General features: G+C 71.7%; 22 protein-coding genes and 1 tRNA gene. 17 read left to right on the top strand and 6 right to left on the bottom strand.

Features of this window, described 5'->3' with window-relative positions; genetic code table 11:
- Nucleotides 1-35 precede the first annotated feature (35 nt).
- Genes ACTMTF_RS09215 through ACTMTF_RS09200 form a run of 4 tightly spaced genes read left to right on the top strand, consistent with a single transcriptional unit; the run spans nt 36 to nt 4,450 of the window.
- Nucleotides 36-803 (top strand): ABC transporter ATP-binding protein, encoded by a 768-nt coding sequence (locus tag ACTMTF_RS09215; RefSeq protein ID WP_441110211.1) that lies wholly within the window; start codon nt 36-38, stop codon nt 801-803.
- The gene (locus ACTMTF_RS09210; RefSeq protein WP_441110210.1) at nt 788-2,587 is read left to right on the top strand and encodes a hypothetical protein; all 1,800 of its coding nucleotides are present in this window, start codon (nt 788-790) and stop codon (nt 2,585-2,587) included. Before ACTMTF_RS09215 ends, ACTMTF_RS09210 begins: the two co-directional genes overlap by 16 nt.
- A gap of 37 nt (nt 2,588-2,624) precedes the next feature.
- The gene (locus ACTMTF_RS09205) at nt 2,625-3,833 is read left to right on the top strand and encodes a sensor histidine kinase (protein WP_441110209.1); all 1,209 of its coding nucleotides are present in this window, start codon (nt 2,625-2,627) and stop codon (nt 3,831-3,833) included.
- On the top strand, nt 3,830-4,450 hold the full coding sequence (locus tag ACTMTF_RS09200; RefSeq protein ID WP_397016301.1) for a response regulator: 621 nt from the start codon (nt 3,830-3,832) through the stop codon (nt 4,448-4,450). Before ACTMTF_RS09205 ends, ACTMTF_RS09200 begins: the two co-directional genes overlap by 4 nt.
- A 63-nt stretch (nt 4,451-4,513) precedes the next feature.
- On the opposite strand, the gene ACTMTF_RS09195 is transcribed toward ACTMTF_RS09200, so the two are convergent.
- Nucleotides 4,514-5,434 carry a hypothetical protein gene (locus ACTMTF_RS09195; RefSeq protein ID WP_441110208.1) on the bottom strand — a complete coding sequence of 307 codons (921 nt, stop codon included), beginning with the start codon at nt 5,432-5,434 and terminating at the stop codon, nt 4,514-4,516.
- A gap of 155 nt (nt 5,435-5,589) precedes the next feature.
- Complete coding sequence (locus ACTMTF_RS09190; protein WP_441110207.1) at nt 5,590-6,156, bottom strand: TetR/AcrR family transcriptional regulator; 567 nt, start codon at nt 6,154-6,156, stop codon at nt 5,590-5,592.
- Nucleotides 6,157-6,298: 142 nt separating this feature from the next.
- On the opposite strand from ACTMTF_RS09190, the gene ACTMTF_RS09185 reads away from it, so the two are divergent.
- Nucleotides 6,299-6,718, top strand: coding sequence for a DoxX family protein (locus ACTMTF_RS09185; RefSeq protein ID WP_441110206.1), 420 nt, complete (start codon nt 6,299-6,301; stop codon nt 6,716-6,718).
- A gap of 4 nt (nt 6,719-6,722) precedes the next feature.
- Here the strand turns inward: ACTMTF_RS09185 and ACTMTF_RS09180 are convergent, their stop codons facing one another.
- Nucleotides 6,723-7,289 (bottom strand): class IV adenylate cyclase, encoded by a 567-nt coding sequence (locus tag ACTMTF_RS09180; protein WP_441110205.1) that lies wholly within the window; start codon nt 7,287-7,289, stop codon nt 6,723-6,725.
- Between the two features lie 99 nt (nt 7,290-7,388).
- Here ACTMTF_RS09180 and fdh point away from each other — a divergent pair, with 99 nt between their 5' ends.
- Genes fdh through nrfD form a run of 3 tightly spaced genes read left to right on the top strand, consistent with a single transcriptional unit; the run spans nt 7,389 to nt 12,290 of the window.
- Nucleotides 7,389-10,565, top strand: coding sequence for a formate dehydrogenase (fdh, locus tag ACTMTF_RS09175; RefSeq protein WP_441110204.1), 3,177 nt, complete (start codon nt 7,389-7,391; stop codon nt 10,563-10,565).
- Entirely contained in the window at nt 10,558-11,346 is a 789-nt protein-coding gene (locus ACTMTF_RS09170; protein WP_441110203.1) for a 4Fe-4S dicluster domain-containing protein, read from the top strand. The genes fdh and ACTMTF_RS09170 overlap by 8 nt, the downstream gene beginning before the upstream one ends.
- Nucleotides 11,343-12,290 (top strand): NrfD/PsrC family molybdoenzyme membrane anchor subunit, encoded by a 948-nt coding sequence (gene nrfD / locus ACTMTF_RS09165; RefSeq protein WP_441110202.1) that lies wholly within the window; start codon nt 11,343-11,345, stop codon nt 12,288-12,290. The genes ACTMTF_RS09170 and nrfD overlap by 4 nt, the downstream gene beginning before the upstream one ends.
- Here the strand turns inward: nrfD and selD are convergent.
- A complete protein-coding gene (selD, locus tag ACTMTF_RS09160) occupies nt 12,276-13,307 on the bottom strand; it encodes a selenide, water dikinase SelD (protein WP_441110201.1) in 1,032 nt (343 codons plus the stop codon). The genes nrfD and selD overlap by 15 nt on opposite strands.
- 158 nt (nt 13,308-13,465) lie before the next feature.
- On the opposite strand from selD, the gene ACTMTF_RS09155 reads away from it, so the two are divergent.
- From ACTMTF_RS09155 to fdhA, 5 genes are all read left to right on the top strand, one after another.
- Nucleotides 13,466-13,558, top strand: a tRNA-Sec gene (locus ACTMTF_RS09155).
- 14 nt (nt 13,559-13,572) lie between these two features.
- Nucleotides 13,573-14,874: an L-seryl-tRNA(Sec) selenium transferase gene (selA, locus tag ACTMTF_RS09150; protein WP_441110200.1), complete on the top strand. Its 1,302-nt coding sequence runs from the start codon at nt 13,573-13,575 to the stop codon at nt 14,872-14,874.
- Nucleotides 14,874-16,766 carry a SelB domain-containing protein gene (locus ACTMTF_RS09145; RefSeq protein WP_441110199.1) on the top strand — a complete coding sequence of 631 codons (1,893 nt, stop codon included), beginning with the start codon at nt 14,874-14,876 and terminating at the stop codon, nt 16,764-16,766. The genes selA and ACTMTF_RS09145 overlap by 1 nt, the downstream gene beginning before the upstream one ends.
- Nucleotides 16,741-17,724: an MIP/aquaporin family protein gene (locus tag ACTMTF_RS09140; RefSeq protein WP_441110198.1), complete on the top strand. Its 984-nt coding sequence runs from the start codon at nt 16,741-16,743 to the stop codon at nt 17,722-17,724. The genes ACTMTF_RS09145 and ACTMTF_RS09140 overlap by 26 nt, the downstream gene beginning before the upstream one ends.
- A gap of 57 nt (nt 17,725-17,781) precedes the next feature.
- Nucleotides 17,782-19,002: a formaldehyde dehydrogenase, glutathione-independent gene (gene fdhA / locus ACTMTF_RS09135; RefSeq protein WP_441110197.1), complete on the top strand. Its 1,221-nt coding sequence runs from the start codon at nt 17,782-17,784 to the stop codon at nt 19,000-19,002.
- Between the two features lie 62 nt (nt 19,003-19,064).
- On the opposite strand, the gene ACTMTF_RS09130 is transcribed toward fdhA, so the two are convergent.
- On the bottom strand, nt 19,065-19,919 hold the full coding sequence (locus ACTMTF_RS09130) for a hypothetical protein (RefSeq protein ID WP_441110196.1): 855 nt from the start codon (nt 19,917-19,919) through the stop codon (nt 19,065-19,067).
- Nucleotides 19,920-20,246: 327 nt separating this feature from the next.
- Here ACTMTF_RS09130 and ACTMTF_RS09125 point away from each other — a divergent pair, with 327 nt between their 5' ends.
- The 3 genes from ACTMTF_RS09125 to ACTMTF_RS09115 all read left to right on the top strand — a co-directional run bounded on the left by ACTMTF_RS09125 (nt 20,247) and on the right by ACTMTF_RS09115 (nt 22,457).
- Nucleotides 20,247-21,017, top strand: coding sequence for a SigB/SigF/SigG family RNA polymerase sigma factor (locus ACTMTF_RS09125; protein ID WP_397016273.1), 771 nt, complete (start codon nt 20,247-20,249; stop codon nt 21,015-21,017).
- A 79-nt stretch (nt 21,018-21,096) separates the two neighbouring features.
- A complete protein-coding gene (locus ACTMTF_RS09120) occupies nt 21,097-21,441 on the top strand; it encodes a hypothetical protein (RefSeq protein ID WP_441110195.1) in 345 nt (114 codons plus the stop codon).
- A 107-nt stretch (nt 21,442-21,548) separates the two neighbouring features.
- Entirely contained in the window at nt 21,549-22,457 is a 909-nt protein-coding gene (locus ACTMTF_RS09115; protein ID WP_441110194.1) for a hypothetical protein, read from the top strand.
- Between the two features lie 22 nt (nt 22,458-22,479).
- Here ACTMTF_RS09115 and ACTMTF_RS09110 read toward each other — a convergent pair whose 3' ends face one another.
- Nucleotides 22,480-23,442, bottom strand: coding sequence for a sulfotransferase family protein (locus ACTMTF_RS09110; RefSeq protein WP_441110193.1), 963 nt, complete (start codon nt 23,440-23,442; stop codon nt 22,480-22,482).
- A 62-nt stretch (nt 23,443-23,504) separates the two neighbouring features.
- Between ACTMTF_RS09110 and ACTMTF_RS09105 the strand changes: the two genes are divergently transcribed.
- Nucleotides 23,505-24,830 carry a lanthionine synthetase LanC family protein gene (locus ACTMTF_RS09105; protein ID WP_441110192.1) on the top strand — a complete coding sequence of 442 codons (1,326 nt, stop codon included), beginning with the start codon at nt 23,505-23,507 and terminating at the stop codon, nt 24,828-24,830.
- Nucleotides 24,831-25,100: the final 270 nt, after the last annotated feature.

Below are 25,100 nucleotides of genomic sequence, written 5' to 3'. Positions count from 1 at the left end.
ATCCGCCATGCCCGTCCTCGCGCGATTCTCAAGGCATGCCAACACACCGGGAGCCCGCCCTCCGCACCATCGGACTCCGCAAAGCCTTCGGCGACCACCTGGCCGTCGACGACATCCACCTCACCGTCCCCGCCGGGTCCTTCTACGGCCTGGTCGGCCCCAACGGCGCCGGCAAGACCACCACTCTGGCCATGGCCGTCGGCCTGCTCCGCCCTGACGCCGGCAGCGCCGAGATCTTCGGCGTGGACGTCTGGCGTGACACCGTCCAGGCCAAGGGACTGATCGGCGTGCTGCCCGACGGCAACGCCATGCCGGAACGGCTCACCGGCCGCGAGGTCCTCACCTACCTCGGCCTGCTGCGCGGCATGCGGCCCGCCGTCGTCGCCGAGCGTACCGACGAACTCCTCCAGATCCTCGAACTCGACTCCGCGGAGCGGACCCTGGTCATCGAATACTCCACTGGCATGCGTAAGAAGATCGGGCTGGCCGTCGCTCTCCTGCACGCGCCCCGCCTGCTCGTCCTGGACGAGCCCTTCGAGGCCGTCGACCCCGTCTCCGCGGCCACGATCAGGACCATCCTGCGCAGGTTCGCGGGCAGTGGCGGCTCCGTGATCATCTCCAGTCACGTCATGGCCCTCGTCGAGCAGCTCTGCGACCACGTGGGCGTCATCTCCGACGGCCGCGTCGTGGCCGCCGGGACGCTGGCCGACGTCCGCGGAGCCGGAACCCTGGAGGATGCCTTCGTCGACCTCGTCGGCGCCCGCACCGGAGGAACGGAGGGGCTGGCATGGCTCACGGCCTAGCGCACCCCATGATTCGCATGCGGCTGGCGCTCACGCGCAACTCCCTGCGTGGCGACAACGCCTCCAACCTCTACGCCGGCGTCTCGTTCGGGCTGATCCTGGCCTTCGCAACGATCGCCGTTGCCGTCCTGTGGCCCGCCTACCTGCCCCTCACCCTGGCCGTGTGGCTGTCCGGCTGGATCTTCGGCCCCATCTTGATCGGGGGCGGCAGCGAGGCCCTGCGCCCCGAATACTTCTCCATGATCCCAGCCGCGCCAGGCCGGATCGCGGCGGCACTGCTCGCCGGCGCCTTCGCGGGTCCCGCACCTGTGGTCAATCTCATCGCCCTGCTGTCCCTGCCCGTGTACGGCTGGCGTTTCGGCCCGGCCGGGGTGCTCATCGGCCTGGTGGCGGCCGTCATCACGCTCATCACCATGGTGATGATCTCCCGCGTCATCGTGGCCCTCATCGGGCTGTTCGTCAGATCCCGCGCCACCGCGGCCGCCGTCGGCATCGTGACCGGCACCGCCATCGCGCTGTGCAGCAACGGCTGGGCACCCGTCGTGGCTCTGGGCGGCACCGACACCGCCGGCTGGTCCCAGGTCCTCGTCCGAGTCCTGCCCTCCGGATGGGGCGTGGCCGCCATCGAAGCCCCCTGGCCTCTCGCCCTCGCCATCCTCGCCGCCAACGCCGGCGTGATCGCCCTCCTCCTGGCCGCATGGTCCGGCCTGCTGGCGCGGCGCGTCGTCTCGGCCGCACGCGGCGGTGTGCCGCTCCGCCGCGGCACGCCCCGCCCCTTCCCCAGCACCAGCGGCGTCCGCGTCGCCGCCGCCAAGGAACTGCGCGCCTGGTGGCGCGACCTCGTCCGCATCCAGCTGCTCGCCACTGCCTTCTCCTACGCCATCGTCACCCCCCTCCTGCTCCTCACCATCGACGCCTGGATCATGGTTCCCTTCACGGGACTCATCGTGATCGTGATGGCCGCCGCGTCCTCGGCCAACCTCTACGGCGCCGACGGGACCGCCCTCTGGCTCACCCTCATGACCCCCGGCGCGGAACGCGCCGACGTACGCGGACGCCAACTGGCCTGGTTCCTCGTCGTCGGCCCAGCCGCAGTGCTCCTCTCCCTGGCCGGCACCCTCGTCAGCGGCCAGACCTGGGCCTGGCCGTGGGTACTCGGCCTGCTCCCCGCCCTCCTCGGCGGCGGCGCCGGGGTCATCGTCCTGCTCGCCGTCACCTCGCTCGTCCCCGGCACCGACCCCCACAAGCGCGGCGGCAACCCGCTCAGCACCGGCGCCGACGAAAGCGCCGAAACCAGCCTTGCCTGGCTCGTGCTCCTCGCGGTCCCCGCCACCGCCCTGCCCGCCGCCGGCGCCATCCTCCTCAACCCCTGGGCCGGCATCGCCACCGGCGTGCTGACCGGCGCCCTCAGTGTCTGGGGACTGGGCCGGATCGCCTACCGCAGACTCGAGAACCATGGGATCGATCTGCTCAACCTCATGAAGCACGGCCCGGCACCCCAGGCTGACAAGCCCACCACCGCAGACCTGCCCATCCAGCACCGCATCGGCGTCACGATCAGCTACACCATCGCCTGGCTGCCTCTGTTCCCCCAAGGAGTCGTGCCCATGGTCATGAAGATCGTCGGCATCGAGGACCGCGGCTGGTTCCTCGCCCTTCATCTCCCGCCGGTCTGGCAATGGCCCACCGTCATCTTCATGATCGCCCTAGGGCTGCTCATGTACGGCTACGCCATCCTGATCCCCATGCGCCTAAACTCGCCCTCATTGGCCGCCACCAGGTGAAAGCTGTCCATACCCCGCGAGGAGGAGCACGCTCCGGATGAACGATCCCTTTCCGCCTTCGGCCTGGGAGCAACGCTTCGAGCGCGCCGTCGAGATCGTCCCCTACATCACCCTCGCCGCTTCCCTGGCCATCAGCCTGGCCTCACCCGACCAGCCCGAAGGCGGGATCCCCCGTACTCTCGCGCTCACCGCCCTGGCCCTCGCCTGGATTCTCGGCGCCCACACCCTTCTGCCTGCGGTCCTGCGCGGACGCCGGGTCGTCGTCACCGTTCACTTTGCCGGCGTCCTGGCCACCGCCGCGCTGCTCGCCTTCCACGACCCCATCTTCATCATCTACTGCATCTCCGGCTTCTTCCTCGCCGCCAACTTCGCTCCCTCCAAGTGGACCTTCGCCGCCGTCGCCACCACCTCCTTCGTCCTGTACGGCTCGACGCTCGACTGGGCCCAGGCCACCACCCAACTCATCGTCTTCTACCTGGCGATCATCGCCGTGCAGACCGTGGCCATCGGCGGCGGCTCCATCGCAGGCATCAAGATCGAGGACCGGCAGCGCAAATACCGCAAAGTAGTCAACGACCTCCAGACCGCCCTGGAGGAGAACGCCGACCTCCACGCCCAGCTCCTCACCCAGGCCCACCAGGCCGGCATCCTCGACGAACGCCAGCGCATGGCACGCGAGATCCACGACACCCTCGCCCAAGGCCTCACCGGCATCATCACCCAGCTACGTGCCGCCCAACGCGTCGAGGACTCCGACACCCACCTCGAACTCGCGCTCACCCTCGCCCAGGAAAGCCTCACCGAAGCCCGTCGCTCCGTCGCCGCCCTCCAGCCCCACCAGCTCGAAGACGCCCACCTCCCCGAAGCCATGACCACCCTGGCCCGCAACTGGAGCCAGAGCACCGGCGTCGATCTCCACGTCGAAGTGACCGGCGACCGCATCCCCCTCAGCCCCGCCATCGAGGTCACCCTCTTCCGCGTCGCCCAGGAAGCCCTCGCCAACGTCGCCAAACACGCGGGCGCCACTCGCGCCGGCCTCACCCTCTCCTACACCGGACCTGTCGTCCTGCTCGACATCCGCGACAACGGCACCGGCATCCACAACCCCGACGGCAAAGGATTCGGCCTCAGCAGCATGAGACAACGCCTGCGCGGCGCCCGCGGCTCCCTCGAAATCGAGAGCACGCCCGGCGAGGGCACCGCCGTCAGCGCCACCGTCCCCGCGCTCCAAGGAAACCCCCGGTGATCCGCCTCCTCCTCGTCGACGACCACCCCATCGTCCGCGACGGCCTGCGCGCCGCCTTCGACGCCGAACCCGACATCGAGGTCGCCGGCGAAGCCGCCAACGGCCGCGAAGGCATCGACCGCGCCGCCGCACTCAAGGTCGACATTGTCCTCATGGACCTGCGCATGCCCGAAATGGACGGCGTCACCGCCATCACCGCCCTGCGCCACTCTCACCCGCACATCAAGGTCCTCGTCCTGACCACCTTCGACGGCGACTCCGACGTCCTGCCCGCCATCGAAGCCGGTGCCACCGGCTACCTCCTCAAAGACGCCCCCACCGACGAACTCCTGCGCGCCGTCCGCGCCGCCGCCGCGGGCGAGCCGGTCCTGTCCCCCTCGGTCGCCGGCCGCCTGATGGGCCAGGTACGCCGACCGGTCAAGGCTGCCCTCACCGATCGCGAACTGCAGGTCCTCGCCCTCGTCGCTGACGGCGCCTCCAATCGCCAGGCGGCCGCCAAACTCTTCATCAGCGAGGCCAGCATCAAGACCCACCTGCTGCACATCTACGACAAGCTCGGCGTCCGCGACCGCGCCGCCGCCGTCGGCGAGGGGTATCGACGAGGCTTGCTCAGTTAACCGACCAACCACCCGCGTACCCCACGCCTATCTGCAGGAACGGTGCAGATAGGCGTGTCAGCCTCAGGCCCTGATAGGTGTTATTTCCTTCTTTGAGGCGATGGCTCGGCGTAGCCGTACTGCCAGCACGATCAGGACGATGGGGAGGAGTGTGTGCAGGGCCCACGGGAGCGTGATCGGACTGGCCGTCTCGTCCGAGGATCGTGCGCATCCGAGCACCGGCATCCAGTTCATCATCATGTCCCCGAGCACCAGGGGCACCACCGTCAGCCAGCCCACCACCCTGCCCAGCGGCCGGTGGCCGGTGCGGGCCAGCAGTGCCCACAGCCCGAAGCCCACCGCGACCGTGATCGGCTGTGGGACCAGGATCTGGAACGCCATCACAGGACCGAACAGGATGGCCCCCAGGCCGCGGAAGCAGTTGCCGTCGATGATCATGATGGACTGCCCGGCTGTCCCGTCGGCGAGGGCCGCCAGGAGCGTCACGTGAGGAACGCTCACCAGTGCCAGGGCGATGCCCCACATGAGCAGCGGCCACCGCCAGCGCAGCGGGAGAGGCTCGGGCCGCTCCTTCGGGTGGGTGGCCCGGCCGAGCGCCAGCAGCAGCGCCGCCGTGGCGAGGCAGGCGACGGCGATCAGCAGCAGGTCGTTGCCGTCCCAGGGCAGGAAGCGCAGCGCTCCGCCGTAGGCCCCGGCGTCGAAGCCGGGCGGTCCGCCGGAGGCGTACTGGAGCGCGAGCTGAATCTGAATCTCCGTCTCGCTCGGGCTGCCGAGCCCGGTGACCGGCGGCGTGGCGGCGGCCACGGCGAGCATGGTGAGCAGGGCGGCGCCCAGCCGCGACGTCCACCGGCGGCGGCGCAGCACCACGACGGGCGCCACCAGCAGCGCGGCGATGACAACGCCGGCGACGACGTTCGCGGGCTTGGGCACGATGGCGGTGGGAGCCAGCGGCAGCAGGATCGCCAGAGTGGATAAGGCGGGCACGGTGCTTTTCGACGACACCAGTGATGCGTCTATCGCTCACGGCGCGATCATGTCAAGCCGCGTCTGCGGATATGTCCCTGCATACTCGGACATGTCCAGCATCCTGGGCATGGAGCGACAGATCGAGGATGCCGGCCAGGGCCTTCCGCCGGATGTCACGGCCCGGATGCGGCCAGAGCCCTTTCGACGAGGTCTTCGACGAACTCCTCGGTCGCCGGGCAGGCCTGCAGGGCGACCCGGACGAACACGCCGCCGGTGAGCAGCGCCAGGCAGGGCTCGACCGACTCCGCCGGCAGGTGGGAACGCAGGATCGCCTCCATGGAACGCGTCCCCTCCGCCCAGAGCTGCTGACGCATCTCGCCCACCGCCGGATCGTTCCCGGCGCGTTCGAGGACCCCGCCGAGGACCCGGGTCAGGTGGCCCTGGGACAGGTCGTCGGCGAAGTCGAGCAGCTCCCGGACCAGGTCGGCGCGCAGGTCGCCGGTCGGCCGGGGGTGCTCGGCGGTGCCGCAGATCTGGCCGACCGAGGCGCGGACGAGGTCCAGGCGGGTCGGCCAGTGCGTGTAGACGGTCGCTTTGGAGTAGCCCGCGCGGCGAGCGACCTCCGCGTGGGTCACCGCCGCCCAGCCCTCGGACTTGAACAGCGACGTGGCGGCATCGACGACATCGCGGCGGGTCCGCTGGACTCGCGGGTCGACGTTGCCTGCCTCTGGCTCCTCCACGCCTGCCAACCCTACCCGAAAAGTTGGCCCTCGCTTCGCGGTAATAAGCTAAGCGTCTACTTCTGGTCAGGCTGTTCATTAGTGGTCAATTTGGCTATATTCGTGGCGGTGGCCGGCCGCCGGGCCGGCGAGAAAGGGCGTCATGGCTGCTGTCTCACAACCCCAGGCCACGCGTAAGGGCCTCAACATCGGACTCTGGGTCATCCAGGCGTTACTGGCACTGACCTTGGTCGGTGGCGGCGTGTGGAAGATGGCCACGCCTCTCGCGCAGGTCGCCGAGTCGTTCGCCTGGGTGGGCGAGGTCCCGCCGATCTTGTTCTACGGGACCTCGGTGTTCGACGTCCTCGGCGGGCTCGGCGTCCTGCTTCCCTCGCTCACGCGCATCAGGCCCGGCCTGACCGTCCTGGCGGCGCTCGGGCTGGTCGCGCTGCAGGGCTCCGCGATCGTCTTCCATGTCTCACGCGGGGAGGCGGCGGACACGCCGTTCAACTTCGTGCTCGTGGCGCTCTCGCTCGTCGTCGCCTGGGGCCGCTACCGCCAGGCCCCGATCGCGCCACGATGACCGCTCACCCGGCTCCGCCGCGTTCGCGAGGGGAGAAGAGGAGGGTGGGTTCGGCGAGGATGTCGCGGCCCATCTCGCTCTTGTAGATCTCGTCGACGCTGCCGAACCGGGCCTCGGAGTAGTCGAAGCCGAGGAGCGACGCGGCCCGGCGGACCGCCGCCTCGTCCGGGCCTTCGATCTCGACGAAGGTCGGCAGGCCGGGCCAGGTGTCGATGTCGAAGGCGATGTCGCCGAGGCGCCACTCCTCGCGGTAGTTCTCCTGGTAGCGGACCTCGCGCAGGCCGAGACCGTGGAGGATCTCGGCCATGGCGTGCGGGTCGCCGACCTCGGTCTCGATCTCGGTGGTGCCGTCGATGACGGTGGCGTCCGTGACGTGCTTGAGCGTGAGAGTGGTACGGGTTCCTTCGTCGCGCAGGCGGAGCCACCGGCCGCTGCGGAGGGCGTCGTTCTCGAAGATCCTGCGGGTGAGGAGAGTGCGGGGGAATGCCTGGACGGCGCCCAGGGCGGTCAGCCTGGCCCGGAGATCGACGACGTCGACGGACAGGAACGTGGCCTCGTACTCGTGTTTCATGGTCTCCTTCTTCGCTCAGGGTTCGGACCCGGTCGGCGAATCTAGCCGAGCGCTTGCCGGTGGTGAGTAGAGCGCCCAGAACGGGGCAGAGGTCGCACTATGCCAGGAAGGGGATGGCTGGCCCGCTGGCCGGTGATTCGGCAGCTCAGGGGCGAGGACGGCAGGAGCGACGCCGCACGGTCGGCCCGCACCGACGCGCTGCGCCCCCGTACCGAGGACGCCGCCACCGTGGCCCGCTCCATCTGCCCCTACTGCGCGGTCGGCTGCGGGCAGCTCGTCTACGTCCAGGACGGCAAGGTCACCCAGATCGAGGGCGACCCCGACTCGCCGATCTCCCGGGGGCGGCTGTGTCCCAAGGGCTCGGCGAGCAAGCAGCTCGTCACCCATCCGGGCCGCCAGACCCAGGTGCTCTACCGCAGGCCGTACGGCACCGGCTGGGAGCGGCTCGACCTGGACACCGCGATGGAGATGATCGCCGACCGGGTGGTGCGCACCCGGCGGGACACCTGGGAGGAGACCCACGAGGGCAAGGTCGTGCGCCGCACGATGGGCATCGCCAGTCTGGGCGGGGCGACGCTCGACGACGAAGAGAACTACCTGATGAAGAAGCTCTACACCGCCCTCGGCGCCATCCAGGTGGAGAACCAGGCGCGTATTTGACACTCCTCCACCGTCCCCGGTCTGGGGACCAGCTTCGGGCGTGGCGGCGCGACGACCTTCCAGCAGGACCTGGCAGGGGCGGACTGCATCGTCATCCAGGGCTCCAACATGGCCGAATGCCACCCGGTGGGGTTCCAGTGGGTGATGGAGGCGAAGGCGCGCGGGGCCAGGGTGTTCCACGTCGACCCGCGGTTCACCCGCACCAGCGCGATGGCCGACCGGCACCTGCCGATCCGCGCGGGCAGTGACATCGTGCTGCTCGGCGCGCTGATCAATCACGTGCTGGCGAACGAGCTGGACTTCCGTGAGTACGTGCTGGCCTACACGAACGCCGCCACGATCGTGTCCGCGGACTTCCGCGACACCGAGGACCTCGACGGCCTGTTCTCCGGCTGGGACCCGGAGACGGCCACCTACGATCCGCGGAGCTGGGCGTACGAGTCCACGGGCGAGCAGCCGTCGGCCGAGCAGGCCGAGGGAGGCCGCCAGGATGCCGCGGTGGCCGGATCGGACACGTACGGGGCGGGCGGGCCCGCCGCGCACCCCAGCCCGCGCACGGACCCGACGCTGACCCACCCGCGCTGTGTCTACCAGATCCTGAAGCGGCACTTCGCCCGCTACACCCCGGAGCTGGTCGAGCGGCTCTGCGGCATCCCGCGCGACGGCTTCGCCGAGCTGGCCGACGCCGTCACCGCGAACTCCGGCCGCGAGCGCACCACCGCCTGGGTCTACTCGGTCGGCTGGACCCAGCACACCGTGGGCGCGCAGTACATCCGCACCGCCTCGATCCTTCAGCTCCTGCTCGGCAACATGGGGCGGCCCGGCGGCGGCATCCTGGCGCTGCGCGGCCACGCCAGCATCCAGGGCTCGACCGACATCCCGACGCTGTTCAACATCCTGCCGGGCTACCTGGACATGCCGCACGCCGAGCGGCACGGCGGCCTGGACCACTACCTGGAGCTGGAGGGCGGCACCACGGGCTTCTGGGGCAACCGGCGCGCCTACCTGGTGAGCCTGCTCAAGGCGTGGTGGGGCGAGGCCGCCACCGAGGCGAACGACTTCTGCTTCGGCCACCTGCCACGCCTGACCGGCGACCACGGCCACTACACCACCGTGATGGGCCAGATCGACGGCACCGTGAAGGGCTACTTCGTGGTGGGGGAGAACCCCGCCGTCGGCTCCTCCGGCGGCCGGGCGCAGCGCCTCGGCCTGGCGAACCTCGACTGGCTCGTCGTCCGCGACCTGACCCTGGTGGAGACCGCCACGTTCTGGCAGGACGGCCCGGAGCTGGAGACGGGCGAGCTGCGCACCGAGGACATCGGCACCGAGGTGTTCTTCCTGCCCGCCGCGAGCCACGTGGAGAAGGAAGGCACGTTCACCAACACCCAGCGGCTGCTCCAGTGGCGGGAGAAGGCGCTCGACCCGCCCGGCGAGTGCCGCAGCGAGCTGTGGTTCTACTACCACCTCGGCAAGCTGATCAGGCGGCGGCTGGCCGACGACGAGATCGACCGGCCGGTGCGCGAGCTGACCTGGGACTACCCGGAGCACGGCGTGCACCGGGAGCCCTCGGCCGAGGCCGTGCTCCGCGAGATCAACGGCGTCGGCCCGGACGGGCGGGCCCTGTCCACCTCCACCCAGCTCCGGCCCGACGGCTCCACGACCTGCGGCTGCTGGATCTACTGCGGGGTGTACGCCGACGAGGTCAACCAGGCCGCCCGCCGCCGCCCCGGCCGCGAGCAGAGCGCAGTGGCGCCCGAATGGGGCTGGGCGTGGCCGGCCAACCGGCGCATCCTCTACAACCGGGCCTCCGCCGACCCCGAGGGCCGCCCGTGGAGCGAGCGCAAGGCGTACGTGTGGTGGGACGCCGAGCGCGGCGAGTGGACCGGGCAAGACGTGCCCGACTGCGAGCTCGGCAAGCCGCCCGGTTACGTGCCGCCCGAGGGCGCCCGCGCCCAGGACGCGCTCGCCGGCACCGACCCGTTCATCATGCAGTCCGACGGCAAGGGCTGGCTGTACGTCCCGGCGGGGCTCGTCGACGGCCCGCTGCCCGCCCACTACGAGCCGCACGAGTCCCCGGTCGGCAATCCCCTGTACGCCCAGCAGGCCAACCCCGCGCGCCGCACCTACCACCGGCCGGAGAGTCCGTACAACGAGCCCGGGGGACGCTTCCCGTACGTGCTGACGACGTACAGGCTGACCGAGCACCACACGGCGGGCGCGATGAGCCGGCCGCTCGCCTACCTTGCCGAGTTGCAGCCCGAGCTGTTCTGCGAGGTGTCGCCGCAGCTCGCCGGCGAGCTGGGGCTGGACAACGGCGGCTGGGCCACGATCGTGACCAGCCGTGCCGTGGTGGAGGCCAGGGTGCTGGTCACCGGGCGGATGCGGCCGCTGCGCGTCGGGGGCGGGATCGTGCACCAGGTCGGCCTGCCGTACCACTGGGGGTGGGGCGGCGGCGGCCTGGTCACCGGCGACGTCGCCAACGACCTGATGCCGCTGGTGCTCGACCCGAACGTCTACATCCAGGAGGGCAAGGCAATGACCTGTGACGTGCGGCCGGGCCGCCGGCCGAGGGGCCGGGCGGCGCTCGACCTGCTGGAGAGGTACCGCCATGGCTGAGCGGATGGGCTTCTTCACCGACACGAGCGTCTGCATCGGGTGCAAGGCGTGCGAGGTGGCCTGCAAGGAGTGGAACGGGCTCCCCGACGACGGTTTCGTCTTCGAGGCGACCTCCTACGACAACACCGGCATGCTGGGGGCGAGCACCTGGCGGCACGTCGCGTTCATCGAGCAGTCCCGGCCGGTGGCCGCCGGCGGTGACGACGGCGTGGATAGGTGGCTGATGTCCTCCGACGTCTGCAAGCACTGTACGCACGCCGCCTGCCTGGACGTCTGCCCGACCGGTGCGCTGTTCCGGACCGAGTTCGACACGGTGGTGGTGCAGCCCGACGTCTGCAACGGGTGCGGCTACTGCGTGCCCGCCTGCCCGTACGGCGTCATCGACCGGCGGGAGGACGACGGGCGGGCCTGGAAGTGCACGATGTGCTACGACCGGCAGCTCGGCGGCCTCGAACCGGCCTGCGCCAAGGCGTGCCCCACCGACTCGATCCAGTTCGGGCCGCTCGACGAGCTGCGGGAGCGCGCCGAGGAGCGGGTCACCCGGCTGCGCGCCGACGGCAACGACGAGGCCCGCCTGTACGGCGAGAGTCCCGGCGACGGCGTGGGCGGGGCGGGGGCGTTCTTCCTGCTGCTGGACGAGCCCGAGGTGTACGGCCTGCCACCGGATCCCGTGGTGACCACCCGCGACCTGCCCGCCATGTGGCGCTGGGCGGGCGCGGCCGCGCTGTCGGCGGTGGGCGCCGTGGCCCTCGCCTTTCTGGGCACGGGGGAGGGGCGGTGACGCGGGAACGGGCGATGGTGCCGGAGGCGGAGTTCCGGTCCTACTATGGCCGCCCGGTGATCAAGGCTCCCATCTGGCACGAACCGCATATGCCGACATATCTGTATCTGGGGGGTTTGTCGGGAGTCTCGTCCTCGATGGCCGTCATGGCCCGGCTGACCGGCCACGACCGCCTGGCCCGCACCGCCCGCGTCGCGGCGGCGGCCGGGGCGGTCTTCGGAACCGCGTTGCTCGCCGCCGAACTGGGCAGGCCCGAACGGTTCCTCAACATGCTGCGGGTCTTCAAGCCCACCTCGCCGATGAGCGTCGGCTCGTGGATCCTGGCCGCCCAGGGCGGGCTGTCGGCCGCCGCGCTGGCCGGGGACCTGAGCGGCACGCTGCCGGTCGGGCACCTGAGCGGCGTCCTGCCGGCCGCCGGCGACGCGGCGCTTCTGGTCACCGGGGTGACCGGGCCGCTGACCGCCACCTACACCGCCGTCCTGGTCGCCGACACCGCCGTGCCCGCCTGGCACGAGGGGTACCGGGAGCTGCCGTTCCTGTTCGCGGGCAGCGCCATGGCCGCCGCCGGGGCGGTCGGCATGCTCGGCACGCCCCGGGCCCACGCCGGTCCCGCCCGCGCCGTGGCCGCGCTCGGGGCGGGCATGGAGACGGTCGCGGGCCAGGCGATGGAACGCCGGCTCGGGTTCGTCGGCGAGCCGTACAGGATGGGACGGGCCGGTCGGCTCATGCGGGCCGCGCGCGTCCTGACGGCGGGCGGCGGGCTGCTCGCGGTGGTCGCCGGGCGCAGCCGCGCGCTCACCGCCCTGTCCGGCCTCGCCCTCACGGCGGGCTCGCTGTGCACCCGCTTCGGCATCCTCGAAGCGGGGCGCGCCTCGGCCGCCGACCCCAAGTACACCGTCGTCCCCCAGCGACGGCGCCTCGAAGAGGCGTCAGCGAAGGAGTAGGCGGGGGCCGTTCAGGGGGATCAGTTCGCCGATGACCGGCGCGCCCGGGAGCTCGCCGGCGATCAGGAGGCCGCCCGAGGTCTGGGCGTCGGCGAGCAGCAGCTGCTCGTCCTCGCCGAAGCCGCCCGGGTCGAGCCAGGGCCGCACCCAGCCGAGGTTACGGCGAGTGCCGCCGCTCACGTAGCCGTCGCGCAGCGCTTCCCGGGCGCCCTCCAGGTACGGCACCGCCGCCACGTCCACCACCGCCGTCACCCCACCGGCACGGGCGAGCTTGTACAGGTGGCCGAGCAGGCCGAACCCGGTCACGTCCGTCGCGCACGCCACCCCGGCGGCCAGCGCGGCGCGCGAGGCGTCGCGGTTCAGCGTGGTCATCGCCGTCACCGCCTGCGGGAAGACCTGGCCCGTGGCCTTGTGCCGCGAGTTCAGCACCCCGATGCCCAGCGGCTTCGTCAGCGAGATCGGCAGCCCCGGCCGGGCGGCGTCGATGCGCAGCAGCCGTGCCGGGTCGGCCAGCCCGGTGACCGCCATGCCGTACTTCGGCTCCGGGTCGTCCACGCTGTGACCGCCGGAGACGTGGCAGCCCGCCTCCCGCGCCACGTCCAGGCCACCGCGCAGCACCTCCCTCACCAGTTCGAGCGGCAGCCGCTCGCGGGGCCACCCGAGCAGGTTCACCGCCACCAAGGGCTCCCCGCCGACCGCGTACACGTCGGACAGGGCGTTGGCCGCCGCGATCCGCCCCCAGTCGTACGGGTCGTCCACCACCGGCGTGAAGAAGTCGGCGGTGAGCACGACCGCCCGGCCCCCGTCGATCCGCACCACGGCGGCGTCGTCCCCATCCTCCAGACCCACCACCAACTCGCCAGGAGAACGGGGGTACGGAGATATGGGGGGATCGGCCCCGGTGATGAGGTCGGCGACGATGGACTCCAGCTCGCCGGGCGGGATCTTGCAGGCGCAGCCGCCTCCGTGGGCGTACTGCGTCAGCCTGACCGGATTCGCGGGTGCCGTGGCGCTCATCACGGTGGGCCACCTACCCAGCGTTGGGTGGCTTCTCTCCCATGACGGCGGGCCATCTACCCACCGGCTCCCGCGCCCATGACGGCAGGTCACCCACTCACCGGCTCCCGCGCCCATGACGGCGGGTCACCCACCCGGTGGTGGGTAGGTTCTGCCGTGGAGGTGTCTGGGCGCCTGGTGGCCCCCGCGGTCTTCAAAACCGACGAGGCCGAGGTCCTCGGCCTGGCGGGTTCGATTCCCGTCCGCCTCCGGTTACGTTCGGAATATGGAGGACCGACGCAGGCTGGTGCCCCGCACCGACGCCGTGCTCGCCGACGCGCGCCTGGTCGAGGCGGGCGGGCGGCTGGGCAGGTCGGTGGTCAAGGCAGCGGTGGCAGCGGCGCAGGAGCGGGCACGGCAGGGCGAGATAGGCCCCGAGGAGGTGGCCGACGCGGCGGTGACGGCGCTCCCGGCCCGCGCGGCGAGCCTGCGTCCGGTCGTCAACGCCACGGGCGTGCTGATCCACACCAACCTCGGCCGGGCACCGCTGTCGGCGGCGGCCGTCGAGGCGATCACCGCCGCCGCCGGGCCCGCCGACGTGGAGTTCGACCTCGTGACGGGCGCCAGGGCGCGGCGGGGCCGGGGCACGCTGGAGGCGCTCGCCGGTGCCGTGCCCGCCGCCGAGGACGTGCACGTCGTCAACAACAACGCCGCCGCTCTCGTCCTGATCGCCACCGCCCTCGCCGCCGGGCGGGAGATCGTGATCAGCCGGGGCGAGCTGGTGGAGATCGGTGACGGGTTCCGCATCCCCGACCTGCTCGCCTCTACCGGGGCGCGGCTGCGCGAGGTGGGCACCACCAACCGCACCTCCGTCCGCGACTACGCCGGCGCGGTCGGGCCGGAGACCGGGTTCGTGCTCAAGGTCCACCCGTCGAACTTCCGGATCGAGGGCTTCACCGGCTCGGCCGAGGTTCCGGAGCTGATCGGGCTCGGCGTGCCCGTCGTCGTGGACATCGGCTCCGGCCTGCTGGCCCGTGAGCCGCTGCTGCCCGCCGAACCCGACGCCACCTCCATGATCGAGGCGGGCGCTGACCTGGTGACGGCCAGCGGCGACAAGCTGCTCGGCGGGCCGCAGGCGGGACTCCTCCTGGGCCGGGGCGACCTGGTCGAACGCTGCCGCCGGCACCCGCTCGCCCGCGCGCTGCGGGTCGACAAGCTCACGCTCGCCGCGCTGGAGGCGACGCTGCGCGGCCCCGTCCCGCCGGTCCGGCAGGCGCTGCACGCCGATCCGGCCGCACTGTCGGAGCGCGCCGCCGCCCTGGCCGGTCGACTGGCCCGCGCCGGGGTCGACGCGCTGGGGGTGCCGAGCGAGGCCGCCGTCGGGGGCGGCGGCGCGCCCGGCGTGCGGCTGCCGAGCGCCGCCGTGAGCCTGCCCGAACGGTTCGCCGTCCCGCTGCGGACGGGCGACCCGCCGGTCGCCGGCCGGATCGAGGGCGCCCGCCTGCTGCTGGACCTGCGCACCGTCCCGCCCGAACGCGACGACGACGTGGCACGCGCCGTGCTGCGGGTCGCGGAGGTGCCGGGCTGATGCACGTCGTGGCCACCGCGGGTCACGTCGACCACGGCAAGTCCACCCTGGTACGGGCACTCACCGGCATGGAGCCCGACCGGCTGGAGGAGGAACGCCGGCGCGGCCTCACCATCGAGCTCGGGTACGCGTGGACGGTGCTGCCATCGGGGGAACGGCTCGCGTTCGTGGACGTACCAGGACATGAGCGCTTCCTCGGCACGATGCTGGCGGGGGTCGGGCCGGTGCCGGCCGTGATGTTCGTGGTGGCGGCCGACGAGGGGTGGATGCCGCAGTCGGAGGAGCACCTGGTGGCCCTGGAGGCCCTCGGCGTACGCCACTGCCTGCTGGTGGTGACCCGATCCGACCTCGCCGACCCGGCCCCAGCGATCGAGCGGTCCCGCACCCGCCTGACCACGGCCCTCGGTGGGCGGGCTCGCAGCCGTCCGGATGCCGTCCTTGGTGGGGAGGTCGGTGGGGTGGTGGCGGTTGCCGTCAGCGGGCGTACCGGTCAGGGGCTGCCTGAGCTGCGGCGGGCGTTGGACGGACTGGTGGCTGGGCTGCCTCGGCCGGATCCGGGGGCGGCGGTCCGGCTGTGGATCGACCGGGCGTTCAGTGTGACCGGCAGCGGGACGGTGGTGACCGGCACATTGCCCGCCGGGACGGTCTCGGTGGGTGATGAGCTGCTGCTCGCCGGTGAGCCGGTGCGGGTGAGGGGCCTGGAGTCGCTGAAGGAGGCGCGGGACACGGTGTCCGGGGTCGCCCGGGTGGCGGTCAACCTGCGCGGCCACGACCTCCCCGACCGGGGGCAGGCGCTTGTCACGCCAGGCGGGTGGACGTACACGGACCTGGTGGACGTACGCGTCCAGCCCGTCGGGGCGCTTCAGGAGGCCGCCGGGTTGCCTCGGCGGTTGACCGTCCACGTGGGGTCGGCGGCGGTGACGGCCGAGGCACGGCCGCTCGGCGGGCGCGTCGTACGGCTGCGCCTGGGCCGGCCGGTGCCGCTGCACCTCGGCGACGTGCTGCTGCTGCGCGACCCCGGTCGTGACCCCGGCCGCGACCGCTCCGAGGTCCGCGTCCTCGCCGGTGCGCTCGTCCTCGACGTTCACCCACCGGCTCTCCGCCGTCGGGGCGCCGCCAGGGAGCGAGCCGCGCTGCTCGAAACAGCCCTGCCGAAGCCCGCCGCACCCCCCGCACCTGCCGCACCCCTCACGCCCGCCGCGTCCTCTGCCCCCGCTGCCACGCCGGGTGGGCCGGACGTGGCGTTCGCGTTGCGTGTTCATCGGCTGTTGCGTGCCGCTGATCTGCGGGCCATGGGGGTGGCGCCCGGGGGGCCCGGGGTGGCAGGGGAGTGGTACGCCGATCCGGCGTACTGGGAGGAACTGGGCCGGCGGCTGGTGGAGGTGGTGCGGGAGTACGGGGGCGGTCATCCGCTGGAGCCCGGGATGCCGGTCGAGGCGGCTCGGCATGAGCTGGGGCTGCCTGATCGGCGGCTGGTCGGGGCGTTGGTGCGGCCGCCGCTGGCGCTCGTCGGCGGGCGGATCGTGGCGGGGGCGGCGGGGTTGCCGGCGTCGGTGAGGCGAGCGGTGGAGCGGGTGAGACAGGAGCTCGCGGCGCGGCCGTTCCAGGCGCCGGAGGCGGGGCGGCTGGCGGAGCTGGGGCTGGGGCCGAGGGAGCTGGCCGCCGCGGTGCGGGCCGGGAGTCTGCTGCGGGTGGGCGAGGGGATCGTGCTGCTGCCGGGGGCCGACGCGCGGGCGGCCGAGCTGTTGCGCCGGTTGCCGCAACCGTTCACGGTCAGCCAGGCCAGACGCGCGCTCGACACCACCCGCAGGGTCGCCGTTCCGCTGCTCGAACACCTCGACAGGGCCGGTCTCACCCAGCGGCTGGATGAGGTTCACCGGCGTTGCGGGTGAACCGTCCAAAAAGGTGGGTAGGTACAGAGGTTGGGGTATTGGGAACCATCGTCATCTGGGGGTAGCGATGGTCGGAGACCTTCCGCGGCGTCTCGTCGCGGAAGCCATCGGAACAATGCTGCTGGTGATCTTCGGAGCCGGCTCCGTGGTGGCCGCGTTGCTCATGGGCGACGGTGAGCTCACCTACGCCGGGCTCGGCTTCATCTCGCTGTCGTTCGCCGTGGTCGTCGCGATCGTCATCTACGCCTTCGGCACCACCTCGGGCGCGCACATCAATCCGGCCGTCACCATCGCGCTGGCGGCGGGCCGCAGGTTCCCGTGGTCGGAGGTGCTGCCGTACATCGTGGCGCAGCTTGTCGGCGCGTTCGCCGGCGGTCTGCTCATCGTGGGCGGCTTCGGCCGCCGGGCGGCGGACCTCGGCACCGGGCTCACCGCTCTCGGCGAGGGCGTGAGTTATGGGCAGGGCATCCTGCTGGAGGTGATGGGAACGTTCCTGCTGATGCTCACGATCATGGCGATGGCGGTGGACCGCCGGGCGCCGACCGGCTGGGCGGGGTGGATGATCGGCATCGCCGTCGCGGGTGAGATCTTCGTGATCGGCCCGATGACGGGCGGCGCGGTCAACCCGGCCCGCACCTTCGGCCCGTACCTGACGACCAGCGTGTTCGGCGGTGACACGCCGTGGGCGCAGTTCGGCGTCTACATCATCGGTCCCGTCGTCGGCGCCGTGCTGGCCGTATTCGTGTACGACCTGGTGGCGCGCCCGGCGCGCGAGGTGCCGGAGGAGGCCGAGCAGGGCACCGCCGGTGAGATCGCCGGCGCCCGCGAGTCGCGCGGCGAGACGGCCGAGGAGGCGGCGGCGGGGGAGGTGCCGGCGGCCCGGCGTCCGCACCACGACGAGCTCCGGGAGCGTCTGGGGCACGGCGTCCGCCGCTGGCGCCCCGGACACGGGAGGTGATCGATGACCACGTGACGACCCAGCATTCACACCGCGTACAAGGGAGAGGGCACCGTCATGCCCGGTAACAGAGGAGTCTCCTACGAGGGTCCAGGCAGAGTCGAGGTACGCGAGACCGACTACCCCGACTACGAGCTCAAGGACGGCCCGGGCGTGAACCCGGCCAACGTGGGCCGCAAACTGCCCCACGCGGCGATCCTCAAATCGGTCGCGACCAACATCTGCGGCAGCGACCAGCACATGGTCCGCGGCCGCACCACGGCCCCGACGGGCCTCGTCCTCGGTCACGAGATCACCGGCGAGGTGGTCGACACCGGTCCCGACGTGGAGTACATCAAGACCGGCGACCTCGTGTCCGTGCCGTTCAACATCGCCTGCGGCCGCTGCCGCAACTGCAAGGAGGGCAAGACCGGCGTCTGCGAGAACGTCAACCCGGACCGGCCCGGCTCGGCCTACGGTTACGTCGACATGGGCGGCTGGGTAGGCGGCCAGGCCGATTACGTCCTGGTGCCGTACGCCGACTGGAATCTGCTGAAGTTCCCGGACAGGGACCGGGCGATGGAGAAGATCCTCGACCTGGCCATGCTCGCGGACATCTTCCCGACGGGGTTCCACGGCTGTGTGAGCGCCGGGGTGAAGCCGGGCTCGACCGTCTACATCGCCGGGGCCGGCCCGGTCGGGCTCGCCGCGGCGTGCTCGGCGTTCCTGCTCGGCGCCGCCGTCGTGATCGTCGGCGACCTGAACAAGGAACGCCTGGACCAGGCCCACAGCTTCGGCTGCGAGACCGTCAACGTGGCCCTGGGCGAGCCGAAGGACCAGATCGAGCAGATCCTCGGCGAACCCGAGGTGGACTGCGCCGTGGACGCCGTCGGCTTCGAGGCCCGTGGCCACGGCAAGGAGGCGGAGACGGAGCGGCCCGCGACCGTGCTCAACACGGTGATGGACGTCACCCGGGCGGGTGGCGGGCTCGGCATTCCGGGCCTGTACGTGACCGGCGACCCCGGCGCGGCGGACGAGGCGGCCCAGCACGGCTCGCTGTCGATCAAGATCGGCCTCGGCTGGGCCAAGTCGCTCAGTTTCGTCACCGGCCAGTGCCCGGTCATGCGGTACAACCGTCAGCTCATGCAGGCGATCCTGCATGACCGGGTGCAGATCGCCAAGGCGGTCAACGCCACGCCGATCTCGCTGGACGACGCTCCGCGCGGCTACCACGAGTTCGACGAGGGCGCGGCGCGCAAGTACGTGCTCGACCCGCACGGCACGCTCGCGTCCAGGTGACGGCCCAGGCCGCGACCCTGCGTGCGCCGCGAGCGGTGTGAGCCGCCGCTCGCGGCGCGGGGTCAGGTGAGCGGCAGGTCCTTGCGGGCCTGTTCCAGGTCGGTGGCCCAGATCCACAGCCGCTGCGCCGGAGGCACCTGGTGGTAGCCGAACAGGCCGACCTCGGTCAGCGTGCGCATGTCCACGCACACCCGCTGGTAGGCGGCCGCGATGGCGTCCGCGGGATCGTCCAGGGTCCGGTCGCCGAGCTTGAGGCAGGCCCGGTACTCATAGCCGAGCAGCAGGTCGGAGCCGAACTGGTGCCAGGCGCCGCGCTGCTCCCGCCACGCCGTGTCGGCCTCGTCGATGAGCAGGTTCAGGTCCGAGGCGCGCGGGATGGAGGGGTAGATGACGAAGGTGGCGGCCCAGCCGAGGGCGACCATGTCGAGGTTGAACGTCCTGCGGTCGGGGTGGTCGCGCGGCGGCAGCGGGTCGGCGTCCGAGCCGGTGAACCAGGGCGCGGTGTAGGCGAGCAGCCGGCCGTTCCGTTCCACCAGTTCGCCGGTGGCGATGACCGCCATCTTGCGCTGTGAGCCGTCCCGGCGGGTGAGCCGGGTGCTGACCATGCTCTTGTGGGCTTCGGCGGCCAGCTTGCCGGCGGTCAGGTGCCGCTGGGCGGCGTCAGGGGTGAGGCGGGCGATGAGATGCTCGCGCAGGTCCTCCGGCAGCGCGTCGTACGTGCCGTCGCTCAGGCGGGTCCTGGCCCGGTCGAGGGTGGCCTGGGCGGTGGGCGGGCTGCCGCCGAGCTGACTTTCCGGGGTGTCGATGGACACCATGCGGATCGACATCTCGATCGTAGGGGTGTCGCCGTCGGTCACCTTGACGAAACGGTAGTCCTGGGCCGGGCGGCTGGGGCCGACGAATCCGAGATCCACCATGCTGAGCTCCTGCACCTGTCGGGCGGGTGAAGATCTGCCAGCGGCAACGTCGCAGCCGGTCCGCCCGCCGCCGCTCGGGGCGCGCCGCCCTTGACGGTCACGGGTGGGAACCATGTCCAGCGCTTGGTTCCGGTACAAGGGCGGTGCGCTGACCAGCGCGAAGAGGGTCCGTGACTTTTTTGTGACCTTTTGCAGGTTCGTTGGCCGTTCTGTGGGGCAAAATTGATCTCGAAGTCCAGCAGAGGGCTTCTTGCCTCACGTGTACGTGGCGTGCCTCTGCCTGGGCTTTTTCCATGGGCGGGCCGCCGGCGAATTTTGGAGCATCACATGGCCGTCCTGGATATCGCACTCGAGCAGATGAACGCCGAAGAGCTTCTGGCCGAGATGGTCAAGCCGCAGACCTCCGAGCTTCTGAAGGCACGTATCCGTGAACGCCTGGTGGAGATGTACGACGGGCTCGTGTCCGACGTCACCCGCCGCTACCGCTACCGTGGCGAGCCCGTCGAGGACCTGCGCCAGGCCGCGTACGTCGGGCTGATGAAGGCCGTCAACGGCTTCGACGCCGAGCTCGGCCACGAGTTCCGCGGCTACGCGATGATCACCATGATCGGCGAGGTCAAGCGTCACTTCAGGGACCGTACGTGGGCCATCAGGGTGCCGCGCGTCTACCAGGAGCGGCGGATCGAGCTCAACAAGGCCACCGCCGAGCTGACCCAGACGCTTGGCCACTCGCCGACCGTCGCCGAGCTGGCGGCCAAGATGGGCATCTCGGAAGAGGAGGTGCTGCTCACACTGGAGGCGTCCACGGCCTACAGCGCGCTGTCCCTGGACGCGCCCGTCGGCGACGGCGAGGACGCGGCCGAGCTGGGTGACTTCCTCCCGGCGCAGGACGGCTCGCTCGACGTGCTGCTCGACAAGCACTCCGTCAAGCCGCTCATCGACGCCCTGCCGACCAGGGAGAAGAACATCCTGCTGATGCGCTTCTACGGCAACATGACCCAGGCCGAGATCGCCGCCGAGTTCGGCATCTCCCAGATGCACGTGTCGCGGATCCTGCGCGCCGTGCTCACCAAGCTGCGCAACGGGCTGTCCGACTAGCAGGGGACCGGCGAGCGGATAGGCTCGGAGATGTGGTCCCCTGCCGGGGAACACTCCCTATCCGAGAGTGACAGGCGACATGAGCAGTGTCCGCAACAACGACGATGTGCGGGTCGGGCACGGCGCCAACGCGCAGTGGCTCAAGGACAATCCCTCGGCGCTGCCCCAGGTGGGGCCGGGCCGCTGGGCGGTGTACGACCGGACCGGCCACCTGTGCGGCCACATCACGGGTGACGGCCCGACCCGCGAGACCCGGTTCAAGGCGGTCACGGCCGAAGGCGAGCCGGTCGCCGAGGACAGCTTCGGCATCACCCTGCCCGACGCGGGGGCGTACCTCCTGGACGTCGCCGGGGGCGGCGAACAGGCGCAGGAGCAAGAGCAGGAGCAGGAGCGAGAGCAAGAGCAGGGGCAGGACGCCGGCTAGCCGTGCCGGCCACGGATTTCCGGTAATGTCCATAGGCATTACATGGAATTCTAAAAGGAAGGTGACCAGGCATGCCTGGCTCCCCGTCGTGGCCTAATCTCGCGTCCATGTCGATCAATGAGGACGTTCTCGGCGGCCTGCTGCCCGATCCCGACCGTGCGGCCGTCGCGGTCCTGCCCCCGGTCACCGGGGAGGGGCACTGGGCGGGCGCGCCCAGTGCCGTCGCCGGGGACGGGTGGATCCACCTCGCCTACCGGTTGCGCCGCCCGGTGGGGGAGGGGCGGGGCTACGCGGTGGTGATCGCCCGCTCCCGCGACGGCGAGCGCTTCGAGACGCTGGCCACGATCACCCGCGAGCAGATGGACGCCGAGTCCCTGGAGCGCCCCGCGCTGGTGCGCCTGCCGCAGGGCCGCTGGCGGCTCTACCTCAGCTGCGCCACCCCGGGCACCAAGCACTGGCGGGTGGAGGTGCTGGAGGCCGGCGACCCCGCCGGGTTCGATCCGGCCGCGCGCCGGATCGTCCTGCCCGGCGCCCCGAAGACGGGGGTGAAGGATCCGGTGATCGTACGGCGCGGCGAGGTCTGGCACCTGTGGGCCTCCTGCCATCCGCTGGACGACCCCGACGAGGCCGACCAGATGGTGACCGACTACGCCACCAGCGCCGACGGCCTGGAGTGGACCTGGCAGGGCACGGCGCTGAGCGGCCGCCCCGGCCAGTGGGACGCGCGGGGCACCCGCGTCAGCGCCGTCCGGTTCGACGGCGAACGCGTGCTGGCGTTCTACGACGGGCGGGCCAGCGCGGCGGAGAACTACGAGGAGCGCACCGGCGTCGCGGTGGGAGCCGAGCCCGGCTCGCTCACCCCGTACGGCGACGCCCCGGCGGCGGCGTCGCCGCACCAGGGCGGCGGCCTGCGCTATCTCGACCTCGTCGACCTGCCGGCGGGCGGCACCCGGCTCTACTACGAGTACACCCGCGCCGACGGGACCCACGAGCTCCGCACCGAACTCCGCACCTGAGTCCGCACCCGGGCTGCGCTGATCAGAGCGACGCCGCCCGGCCGTTCCTGGACTGGCGCTGGCTCGGCGGCCGGGTGCCGACCAGTCCGCCGGAGCGGGACTTGGGCCCGAGCCAGTCGCCGAAGTCGTCGCCGGTGACCTGCCCCAGCAGGGCGATGTCGTCGGCGAAGTAGGGCAGCAGCCGGCTGCGCTGCTCCCAGGTCAGCGGCCGGCGCGACTCGCCCCGGTGCTGGAGCAGCGTCTCGATGGGCGCGGCCAGCGTGGCGGGCAGGCGCCGCCGGAACGACGACAGCAGGGCGTGGCGCGGGCTCGCGTCCGGGTGGGCCGTCACGTTCTCCCTCGGCACCTGGGTGACCAGGCCCTGCCGTACGCCGAGGAACGCGCAGATCCGGTCCAGCGTCTCGGCCGGCCGGTCCACCAGGTCGCGGTAGCGGAAGATCAGCACCTGCTCCCGGGGGAACAGCGTGAACAGGTGAGCGAGCTGCCCGCCGTAGCGGCCCAGGGCCGTGTAGTGCCAGAAGTGCGCCCAGCCGGCGGAGATCCGCTCGCTCTCCTCGGCGCAGGCCCGCACCATGTCGTCGATCGGCTCCAGCCCGGCCGACCACAGGTGGGTCCAGTTCGAGTGGGCCCGCTCGACCGGGTCACGCAGGATCGCGATGATCCTCACCTCCGGTATCGTCGTCCGGATACGGCGTTGCGCGTTCAGGTCGTACAGGTAGAAGGGGGTCGCCTCGCCCTTCAGGGTGCGGGCGGGCGCGGCGGCGAACAGCGCCTCGTAGTCCTCGCGCCGCCAGACGTGCTCGCGGTAGGTCCTGGCGTCGCCCGGCCCGCCTCTGGCCGGCGGCGGGCCGTCGGTGAGGAAGAACTTGGGCTCCTTGACCGGTGACATGTACAGCTGCGGATGGCGGTGCAGAGCGGCGTGCAGGGCCGTCGTCCCGGCTTTGGGCGCGCCTGCGATGAGGAAGTCCGGCAGGGGCACGATCATCCCTCCTAAGGACTGGCAAGTATCACCTCATTACCTACCAACTATGTGGGATGCTTCAAAGCATGGGTTTGGACAGAACCCGCTCACCGAGCGACCACGTCGAGACACCGATGACCGCCGCGATCATGGCCGGGCGATGGATTCGTTCCGCCGCGGCCGACGACGAACGCGGGCGGCACTGGCGAGCCAACCCCGACCCCAGGGGGAGGGCGGCCGTCGACACCGAACCCGCCTCCCTGTACGCCGGGGCGGCCGGCATCGTGCTGTTCTTCCTCGACCTCGCCGCCGCGACCGGCCACGAGGCCTACCTGGAGGACGCCCGCGCCGGGGCCCGCTACCTCGCCGCCACCTGGCAGGACCAGACGGACCTGTCCCTCTACCACGGCCTCTCCGGCGTCGTCGTCGCGCTCACCGAGGCGGGCTGGGCCCTCGGCGACGAGCGGTTCGAGCAGGCGGCGGTGGCCGCCGCGGACCGGATCGTCCAGGCGGCCCGCCCGTTCGGGGGCGGTCCCGGCTGGACCGGCGACCCCGCGCAGAGCGGTGACGGCGGGATCGTGCTCGGCCTGCTGCGGGCCGCCACGGTGCTCGGCGTGCCCGCCTACGAGGAGGTCGCGCTGGCCGCGGGGGAGCGGATCGCCGACCTCGCGGTGCCCGGCCACCGCTTCGGCGACTGCCCGGGGCTGCCCGAGGACGCCGTCACGCCCGGGTTCCTGTCCGGCACGGCGGGCACCGCCTTCCTGCTGGCCCGCCTGTACGCGCGCACGGGTGAGGGGCGTTTCCTCAACGCCGCGCTGCGGGGGGCGGGCTTCGTCCGTGAGGTCGGCGTCGTGGCCGGCCGGTGCGCCGTCGTCCCGCACCACGTGCCGCAGGGCAGAGGACTGCACTATCTGGGGTTCTGCTCCGGTTCGGCCGGGGTGGCCCGGATGTTCTACGAGCTGCACCGGGCGACCGGCGACCCCGGTCACCTCGACTGGGTGGAGCGGCTGGCGCGCGGCATCATGGAGAGCGGCGCCCCGCACCGGCAGACGGCCGGGTTCTGGAACGTGGCCTGCCAGTGCTGTGGCGCCGCGGGCCTGCTGGAGCTGTTCGTCGGGCTGTGGGCGGCGACCGGGCGTCCCCTGTACGCGACCTACGCCGAGACCCTCGCCACCCACCTCATCGGCCGCGCCACCGGTTACGACGGGCGGGGCATGCGCTGGTACCAGGCCTACCGCCGGCTACGGCCCGGCGAGGTGTCGGCGGACACCGGTTACCTGGTCGGGGCCGCCGGGATCGGCGCGGCACTGCTCCACTTCGACGCCGCGATGAAGCCGGAGCAGGCGCGCAGGTGCATCCTGCTGCCGGACAACCCCTTCCCCGCGATTCCGGTGCCCGCGGCCCAGTCGTGAGCTTTTCATGTAAAGCCAGTAGGAAATGTTGACTTTAAGGGGAGCGGAGCGTACGTTCCAGGTATGAGCCAGGGCATCAACCTGACCAAGCGCGCGCACGTGGACTTCGGTCACGTCGTCAGCGCGCAGTGTCGTTGATCACGAAGACGTTCCTTCCCTCCGACTTCTCCTGGCGTGGCCGACGGCGCTCACGCTCTCACCGACGTCCTCCCTCCCGCGTGCGCTGACCGCGGGCGAGGTGTCTCTCCTGTGAGGAGCAATCTCGTGATC

The organism is Nonomuraea sp. ZG12, from assembly GCF_052068115.1.
Taxonomy (GTDB): domain Bacteria; phylum Actinomycetota; class Actinomycetes; order Streptosporangiales; family Streptosporangiaceae; genus Nonomuraea.
The sequence above is the reverse complement of the archived record's forward strand: the minus strand, read 5'-3'. Positions and strand labels throughout refer to the sequence as shown.